Genomic DNA, 7897 nt, shown 5'->3' with positions numbered 1-7897 from the left:
TCCCATCCCGAACACGGAAGTTAAGCTTCTCAGCGCCGATGGTAGTTGGGGCGTAAGCCCCTGTGAGAGTAGGACGCTGCCGGGCAACAACAAAAGGGCAACCCATTACGGGTTGCCCTTTTCTTATGCTTAGGAAATTATGGATACTGCGTCTGTGGATAACCATTTTATTGAACATATGTATGCCTAGCTCCACAAGGCGCTTTTATTCTTATATATAGTACAAATTGCATTTTCATTCTTTATGGTAAATCACTAATTTTGCAACTGTCTTCATACAGATAGAGTTCTGACTTTTAAGGCAAACCTATAACCTTCGGGAGGCAGCAGGAAGGTCGTAGGTGGAGAATAACAGAACAGTGTATCGCCATTGGCGGTGAATGGCTGTAGTATGCCGGGAGGGAAATTCTTCTTTTATCTTCCCTTTCACATCACCGTACGAGCTAACCCACGAATAGACTTGGTTTTCTTATTGTTCCACTGACAACCAAAAGAATTTCCGTTAGACATACACGAATTCAGCGGATACACATACACTAAGAATGGTAGTTATCTACGTGACAATTCATAAAATTGTATACAAATCTTTAGGAACGGGCATGCTTATTATATGGAGGTGGGAGAAGTGAATTCACAGGCAATAAGTGAAACATGTGTGGTTTGCGGGGAAATTAAAACAAAAGGAATCCATTTATACACTTCTTTTATATGCATGGAGTGTGAAATGGATATGATAAAGACTGAAACAAATGATCCCAAATATCCATATTATCTAAAACAGCTCCGAAAAGTTACAGCGCCAGGCATTTTTTCTTAAAAAGTCCACTAGGGCTTTTATTTTTTTGTTTCCAAAGAAGTGATACAATGAAAAAAGACTTTCGTCATTCAGGAGTAGACATGAATCAATCTAACACACCTTTATATACTGCTTTACATTTACATAACTTGAAAAATTATGTTTCTTACCATGTACCTGGACATAAGAATGGGTTTGTTCAGAGTAATATTAATGAGGATTATTTTTCAGCGATAATGAAAATTGATGCTACGGAGCTAGCTGGGTTGGATGATCTTCATTCACCAGAGAGCGTCATATTGGAAGCCGAGCAGCTGCTTGCGGAGCTGCACGGGGTTAAGAAAAGTTTCTTTTTGGTAAATGGTTCGACTGCCGGAAATCTGGCAATGATTCTTGCTGTTTGCAAGGAAAATGACCGGATGATAGTACAACGGAATTGCCATAAATCTGTTATGAATGGTTTACAGCTTGCGAAGGCAAGGCCTATATTTATAGAACCAAATTATATTAACAGCTGGGATGTAGCAGGGGGCATCAGCAGGGAGGCCGTTATACAGGCAATCAGGGAATATCCTGATGCAAAAGGAGTTATTGTGACCTATCCAAATTATTATGGTATGGCGGATTCCATAAGAGAAATAGTTGATGAGGCACATAAATATGGAATTCCCGTACTGGTTGATGAAGCACATGGAGCCCATTTTTCAGCGGGAGGTTCATTCCCAGAACCTGCTTCCTCACAGGGAGCTGACATTATCGTACAGTCAGCCCATAAAACTCTTCCTGCAATGACGATGGGCTCGTACTTACATGTTAACAGTAGCTTGGTATCTATAGATAAAATAAAGGAAAAACTTCAATTCCTGCAATCAAGCAGTCCATCTTATCCAATAATGGCTTCTTTGGATATAGCAAGGTGTTACCTTTCAGGATACAATCACAATGATTTGGGATTTTTGATGGATCAGGTAAGCTCTTTTCGACGAAAGTTAAGCCAAATTAAGCAAATTACTGTGCTTGACTATCCTGGAGAAGGGGATCTGTTAAAGGTCACTATCCAGTCAGCCTGCCAGCTCAGTGGTTTTGAGCTTCAAAGGGAACTTGAAAAAGCAGGGATATATACAGAACTTGCAGACTCAAAAAATGTTTTATTTGTCCTGCCCCTTTTAAAAAAGGGCATGTTTTACCCTTTTGAGGACACCGTACAAAGAATTAATGCTATTCTAAGCCCATATGAGCAAATTATAAACCACAAAGCGACAATTAAGATAGGGCGCCAGAGCCACTCCAAATTGTCATTGACCTATAAAAAAATGGAAGAGAGCGACTTTATTCTTTCTAAGATTATAGAAGCAGAAGGGATGATTGCTGCCGAAACTATCATTCCTTATCCTCCGGGAATACCAATTATCATAAAAGGTGAGAGGCTCCAGGGGGACATAATAAAAAGACTTATGGAAATGAAGCAAAATGGGGCCCGCTTTCAAGGCGGAATCCACTTGGACAAGGGGGAAATTCTTGTCTTTGTTGAAGAGGAAGCAGATGGAGGTTGCAATGGTTAAAGGATTATTTATAACAATAGAAGGCCCAGAGGGTGCTGGAAAGTCGACAGTAGCATTGATGGTTGCCGAACATCTAAAGAAATGTGGGTACGATGCTTTAATAACTCGTGAACCTGGCGGAATTGATATTGCTGAACAAATTCGAAAGGTCATTCTTGAGCCAGAAAATATAGCGATGGATCCTAGGACAGAGGCTCTGCTTTATGCAGCCGCCCGCAGGCAGCACCTCATGGAAAAGGTAAGACCAGCGTTGGGGAAGGGCAGTATAGTCATTTGTGACCGGTTTATTGACAGCTCTCTTGCTTACCAGGGCTATGCTCGAGGTCTGGGAATAGAGGAAGTCTACAAGATAAATCAATTCGCGATTGAAACAATGATGCCTGACTTAACCATTTACTTTGACATTGAACCACAAGAAGGTTTGGAAAGGATAGCAAAGCATAAGGATAGAGAAATTAACCGGCTAGACCTGGAAGAACTAAGTTTCCACAGCAAAGTGAGAGAAGGGTATCTTATTTTACTGGAGCGATTCCCTGATCGCATAAAAAGAGTTGATGCATCTTTTGAATTGGAAGATGTATTTCGTTCAGTCAAGACGATAATTGAAACATTCCTCCCTCAAAAGTAGGGAGGATTTTTTTACTCACTAATTAAAGTAACCCTCTTTGTGGGATCGAATGTAATCGTTGGCTGAAAACCTAAAAGTAAACTAGTGGGGAAATTCCTCAGTCCCTTTTCTCCCATAAGAAAGTGTAAGTACATTCAATGTATAGTTCCATAGGTGAAAGAGTGTCCGTAATCAAAATTCCTGATATAATGAAAGGAAGAACACTTTAGGGGGCTGGAAAAATGAAATTAATAATAGCAGTCGTACAGGATCAGGATAGCAACCGGCTTTCCAATGCACTTGTTGACCATAACTTCAGAGCAACAAAACTTGCGACAACTGGAGGCTTCCTTAAGTCCGGCAATACGACATTTATGATTGGGGTAGAAGATACTCGGGTACAGAAGGCTCTGGATATTATTAGAGATAACTGCAAGTCCAGAGATCAGCTTGTTGCACCGGTATCTCCAATGGGAGGAAATGCAGATTCATATGTCCCATATCCAGTTGAGGTCGAGGTTGGTGGAGCAACAGTTTTTGTTCTTCCAATAGAACAATTTCTCCAATTCTAATTTTAATTATAAAGATTATATATACCTAGGAACTTACTGAGGGTGAAAAATGTGGCAATGTCTTGGGATGAAGTAGCTGAAATGCAGCCCGATGTAATAACATATATCAAAAATAGCTTTCAAAAGGAACGAGTTGCCCATGCATACTTGTTTGAGGGAATGCATGGCACCGGAAAACGAGATACAGCGATCCTGCTGGCTAAGGCGCTTTTCTGTGAGAATCTTCATGAGCGCTATAAACCATGTGAATCTTGCTTAAATTGCAAACGGATTACCAGCGGAAACCATCCTGACCTGCATCTGGTTGAACCGGATGGTCTTTCAATAAAAAAACAGCAAATTAAAGACTTACAGGAGGAATTCTCTAAAAAGGGAATGGAATCATCGAGAAAAGTATATATGGTTATTGATGCTGAAAAAATGTCAGTCAGCGCGGCTAATTCTTTACTGAAGTTCCTTGAAGAGCCCGGAGCTGATACGGTTGCCATACTGCTGACTGAAAATCCACAGCGAATACTACCCACCATATTATCGAGATGCCAAATAATTGCTTTCCACCCACTTAAACCCGACTTTTTTATAAAAAAGCTAATTGAAAACGGGGTTGATCCAAACTCTGCCCATCTGCTGGCACAAATGACAAATAATGTTCATGAGGCCATGGACCTAAATGTACAGGATTGGTTTGCACATGCCCAATTGGTAGTGGTAAAATTATATGAAGTGTTGAAAAAAAAACCTCTTGAAGCCATGGTCGCGCTTCAGGGTGAGTGGTTTGTACACTTCAAAGAAAAAGAACAGATAGACCGCGGCCTGGATTTGTTACTTCTTGTCTTTAGGGACCTATTATATATACAGTTGGGAAAGCAGGAGCAAATTGTTTTCAGGAGGGAAGCTGCACGCCTACAGCAATTAGCCCTGCATACCCGGATGAGCAGCTTGCCAGACCAAATGGCTGCGGTGCTCGAGGCGAAACGGAAACTTCAAGCCAATATGAACCCGCAGCTATTGATGGAGCAGCTCGTGCTAAAATTGCAGGAGGGATCGGCATTTGTATGACGTAGTTGGGGTACGCTTTAAAAAAGCGGGTAAGATATACTATTTTGATCCCGGAGATCTGCCAATCAACAAGGATGAATATGTCATAGTTGAAACTGTACGGGGCGTTGAGTTTGGCAGGGTCGTCATTGCCAGGAAACAAGTGGACGAGCATGACGTAGTTCTGCCATTAAAAAAGGTCGTACGGATTGCGGATCAAAAGGACAAACTCATTGTAGAGGAAAACAAGCTTGCAGCAAAAGAAGCATATGATGTTTGCTGCGAGAAAGTCAGTGGCCATCAATTGGATATGAAGCTAGTTGATGTAGAATACACGTTTGACAGGAATAAAGTAATTTTTTATTTCACTGCAGATGGCCGGGTTGATTTTAGGGAATTAGTTAAGGACCTTGCTTCCATCTTTAGGACAAGGATTGAACTTCGTCAGATTGGTGTTAGGGATGAAGCCAAGATGCTCGGAGGAATTGGCCCATGTGGAAGGATGCTCTGCTGTTCAACTTTCCTTGGAGACTTTGATCCAGTCTCAATAAAAATGGCAAAGGATCAGAACCTGTCGTTAAATCCCACCAAGATTTCCGGTCTATGCGGACGGCTTATGTGCTGTCTGAAATACGAAAATGATGAATATGAAACAGCAAAGGATCTTCTTCCTGACCTGGGTGAAATTATTTCAACCCCGCTTGGCAGAGGAAAGGTCGTTGGCTTAAATATTCTTGAACGTGTACTCCAGGTGGAAATTAAAGATCAAGAGAAGGTTCTGGAATTCACTTTGGATGAAATCTTAAAAGAGGGTGCTTTATCTATACCATCCACAGACTAATGAGGTGGAACACGTGGATAAAAAGGAAATATTCGAGTCGGTAGGCTCTATGGAAACTCAGATAGGAAACCTCTATCAGCAATTGGGAGAATTGAAGGAACATCTTGCTGAAATACTGGAGGAAAATCACTCTCTCAAGCTGGAGAATGACCTTCTAAGGCGCCGACTGGAAAAATTCGAAGAACAGACAGGCCTGGCAGGTAAAAAGGGAAAGAAGGGCCGAACCGGGACCAAGCCTGTTGATATTGGAGAAGGCTATGACAATCTTGCGCGTCTTTACCAGGAAGGGTTCCACATCTGCAATTTGCACTTTGGAAGCCTGCGTAAAGAAGGCGACTGTTTATTTTGCCTTTCATTCTTGAATAAAAAATAGTGCCTTCCTTATTATAAGGAAGGCTTTTTTGAATGAGCGAAAGGATAACGCTTTTAAAATTTACCTTGTTTGTCATAGCAGCAGAGTTTCGAAAAGTGTGTAAAATAATACTATTGATTCAATAATAATTCAATTAGTGCTTGAGCAAATAGTGCCGGAGGATTAAAGATGGTAGAGTTAAAAGAAGATGAACGCCTTGACTATTTACTTGCAGAAAACTTGAGGATTATTCAAAGTCCTTCAGTTTTCGCTTTTTCTCTTGATGCAGTCCTATTATCAAGATTTGTTTATGTTCCTATCCAAAAAGGGGAACTTTTGGACCTATGTAGTGGCAATGGAGTTATCCCGTTGTTTTTAAGTACCCGTTCAAAGGGAAGAATTACAGGAGTCGAGATTCAGGAAAGGCTTTATAGCATGGCAGAACGGAGCATTCATTATAATGACCTGGACAATAGGGTGAAAATGGTTCTTGGAGATATAAATGATATGACAAAAAAACTTGGCTATGGCAAGTTTGATGTAGTAACATGCAATCCCCCATATTTTAAAACACCTCCCGAAGGGGAGATTAATGAAAATGAGCATTTTGCTATAGCCAGGCATGAAATTCTTTGTACTCTGGAAGACACTATTAGAGTTTCTGCCGCAATGGCCAGGGCTGGCGGGAAAGTTGCGTTTGTGCATAGACCAGAAAGGCTGATTGAAATAATTGAATTGATGAGAAAATACCGGCTAGAACCTAAAAGAGTTCAATTTGTACATCCTAAGGTAGGAAAGGAAGCTAACACATTATTAATAGAAGCTACGAAGGGCGGACAGCCTGGCCTCAAGGTTTTGCCTGCTGTTATTGTCTATAATGAGGAAAATGAATATACCCCTGAGTTAAGAGAGATTTTATATGGAAGAAACTAATCACTATTTTTATGTATTATCATGCCGGGATGGAAGCTTTTATGGGGGATATACAAATAACCTGGCCAGGAGAGTGCAGCTTCATAATCAAGGGAAAGGGGCTAAATATACAAGGGCAAGGGTACCCGTAACGCTTCTATTCGCCAAGTCATTTCCCACAAAGACCGAAGCTATGCAGGCAGAGTACCGTTTTAAACAGCTTTCCCGTCAGAAAAAAGAAGAATTTTTGGCCAATGAAAAGGGTGAGGATTATGTGGCAGCAAAAAAGCTTTGATAATGAGGAGTCAAAAGGAATCTTGTATCTTGTCCCAACACCTATAGGGAATCTTGAGGATATGAGCTTTAGGGCGGTTAGGATCATGAGGGAAGCAGACATAATAGCTGCCGAGGACACGCGCAATACAAAGAAGCTATGTAATTATTTTGAAATAACTACCCAAGTTATAAGTTACCATGAGCATAATAAGGAGGCAAGCGGCTCCAAGCTTATAGGGAAATTAAAGGATGGTCTGAAAATTGCCTTAGTAAGTGATGCTGGCATGCCAACAATCTCAGACCCAGGTTATGAGCTAGTTGTACAGGCAGTAAATGAACAGATTGCGGTTGTACCTCTTCCTGGTGCAAACGCCGCATTAACCTCATTAATAGCATCCGGCCTTCCTGCACAACCCTTTTACTTTTATGGCTTTCTGCAACGGCAGAAGAAAGATAAAAAAAAGGAATTGGAACTTCTTAGTCAGCAAACAGGGACTATTGTCCTTTACGAATCGCCACACAGATTAAGAGAGACATTAGGCCTTATTCTGGAAATTGTGGGGAATAGAAGGATTGTTCTTTGCAGGGAATTGACCAAAAAGTATGAGGAATTTATCAGGGGGACTGTTTCTGAAGCAATTGAATGGTGTGGGAATGGCGAGGTAAGGGGAGAATTTTGCTTAATATTGGAAGGGGGAACAGAGAACCCAATCCAAGTAGAATCCTGGTGGGAAAACCTGTCGATTGAAGAACATGTGAACCATTATATTAATGAAAAACAAGCATCCTCAAAGGAAGCAATTAAGCTTACATCAAAAGACCGAGGGATGAGTAAGCGGGATATCTATCGAGAGTTTCATATTGAATAAAAAATAAAAGTGCAAGCATCTTTGTGCAGGCAAATGGAAACCTCGTAAGAACGGCCTTGGGACAAGCCTATT

At 41.1% G+C, this 7897-nt stretch carries 10 protein-coding genes; all 10 read left to right on the top strand.

From position 1 onward, the window contains the following. The first annotated feature begins 610 nt into the window (after positions 1-610). Complete coding sequence (locus TY16_RS10295; protein WP_043931819.1) at positions 611-817, top strand: sigma factor G inhibitor Gin; 207 nt, start codon at positions 611-613, stop codon at positions 815-817. An 80-nt stretch (positions 818-897) separates the two neighbouring features. Beyond that, positions 898-2358 carry an aminotransferase class I/II-fold pyridoxal phosphate-dependent enzyme gene (locus TY16_RS10290; RefSeq protein ID WP_043931817.1) on the top strand — a complete coding sequence of 487 codons (1461 nt, stop codon included), beginning with the start codon at positions 898-900 and terminating at the stop codon, positions 2356-2358. After that, entirely contained in the window at positions 2351-2986 is a 636-nt protein-coding gene (tmk, locus tag TY16_RS10285; protein WP_043934642.1) for a dTMP kinase, read from the top strand. The genes TY16_RS10290 and tmk overlap by 8 nt, the downstream gene beginning before the upstream one ends. Before the next feature lie 221 nt (positions 2987-3207). After that, a complete protein-coding gene (locus tag TY16_RS10280) occupies positions 3208-3537 on the top strand; it encodes a cyclic-di-AMP receptor (protein WP_043931816.1) in 330 nt (109 codons plus the stop codon). Positions 3538-3588: 51 nt separating this feature from the next. Next, positions 3589-4596 (top strand): DNA polymerase III subunit delta', encoded by a 1008-nt coding sequence (gene holB / locus TY16_RS10275; protein WP_155922205.1) that lies wholly within the window; start codon positions 3589-3591, stop codon positions 4594-4596. Continuing rightward, positions 4589-5416, top strand: a complete 828-nt coding sequence (locus tag TY16_RS10270; protein ID WP_043931815.1) for a PSP1 domain-containing protein — start codon at positions 4589-4591, stop codon at positions 5414-5416. The genes holB and TY16_RS10270 overlap by 8 nt, the downstream gene beginning before the upstream one ends. Positions 5417-5429: 13 nt before the next feature. Next, complete coding sequence (gene yabA / locus TY16_RS10265) at positions 5430-5789, top strand: DNA replication initiation control protein YabA (protein WP_043931814.1); 360 nt, start codon at positions 5430-5432, stop codon at positions 5787-5789. Positions 5790-5957: 168 nt separating this feature from the next. Next, the gene (locus tag TY16_RS10260) at positions 5958-6701 is read left to right on the top strand and encodes a tRNA1(Val) (adenine(37)-N6)-methyltransferase (RefSeq protein ID WP_043931813.1); all 744 of its coding nucleotides are present in this window, start codon (positions 5958-5960) and stop codon (positions 6699-6701) included. Continuing rightward, the gene (locus tag TY16_RS10255; protein ID WP_043931812.1) at positions 6688-6975 is read left to right on the top strand and encodes a GIY-YIG nuclease family protein; all 288 of its coding nucleotides are present in this window, start codon (positions 6688-6690) and stop codon (positions 6973-6975) included. Before TY16_RS10260 ends, TY16_RS10255 begins: the two co-directional genes overlap by 14 nt. Continuing rightward, positions 6953-7825, top strand: a complete 873-nt coding sequence (gene rsmI / locus TY16_RS10250) for a 16S rRNA (cytidine(1402)-2'-O)-methyltransferase (RefSeq protein ID WP_043931811.1) — start codon at positions 6953-6955, stop codon at positions 7823-7825. Before TY16_RS10255 ends, rsmI begins: the two co-directional genes overlap by 23 nt. The last annotated feature ends 72 nt before the right edge of the window (positions 7826-7897 follow it).

It is taken from the genome of Bacillus sp. EB01 (assembly GCF_000613125.1).
In the GTDB taxonomy this organism is placed as follows: domain Bacteria; phylum Bacillota; class Bacilli; order Bacillales; family Cytobacillaceae; genus Bacillus_D.
Note: the sequence above shows the minus strand (reverse complement) of the source record. Positions and strands in the feature narration are given on the sequence as shown.

Excerpts from the sequence above, each read along its gene's own strand:
- TY16_RS10295 (WP_043931819.1), top strand. The coding sequence starts at position 611 with ATGGAGGTGGGAGAAGTGAATTCACAGGCAATAAGTGAAACATGTGTG.
- TY16_RS10290 (WP_043931817.1), top strand. The coding sequence starts at position 898 with ATGAATCAATCTAACACACCTTTATATACTGCTTTACATTTACATAAC.
- tmk (WP_043934642.1), top strand. The coding sequence starts at position 2,351 with ATGGTTAAAGGATTATTTATAACAATAGAAGGCCCAGAGGGTGCTGGA.
- TY16_RS10280 (WP_043931816.1), top strand. The coding sequence starts at position 3,208 with ATGAAATTAATAATAGCAGTCGTACAGGATCAGGATAGCAACCGGCTT.
- TY16_RS10260 (WP_043931813.1), top strand. The coding sequence starts at position 5,958 with ATGGTAGAGTTAAAAGAAGATGAACGCCTTGACTATTTACTTGCAGAA.
- TY16_RS10255 (WP_043931812.1), top strand. The coding sequence starts at position 6,688 with ATGGAAGAAACTAATCACTATTTTTATGTATTATCATGCCGGGATGGA.
- rsmI (WP_043931811.1), top strand. The coding sequence starts at position 6,953 with ATGTGGCAGCAAAAAAGCTTTGATAATGAGGAGTCAAAAGGAATCTTG.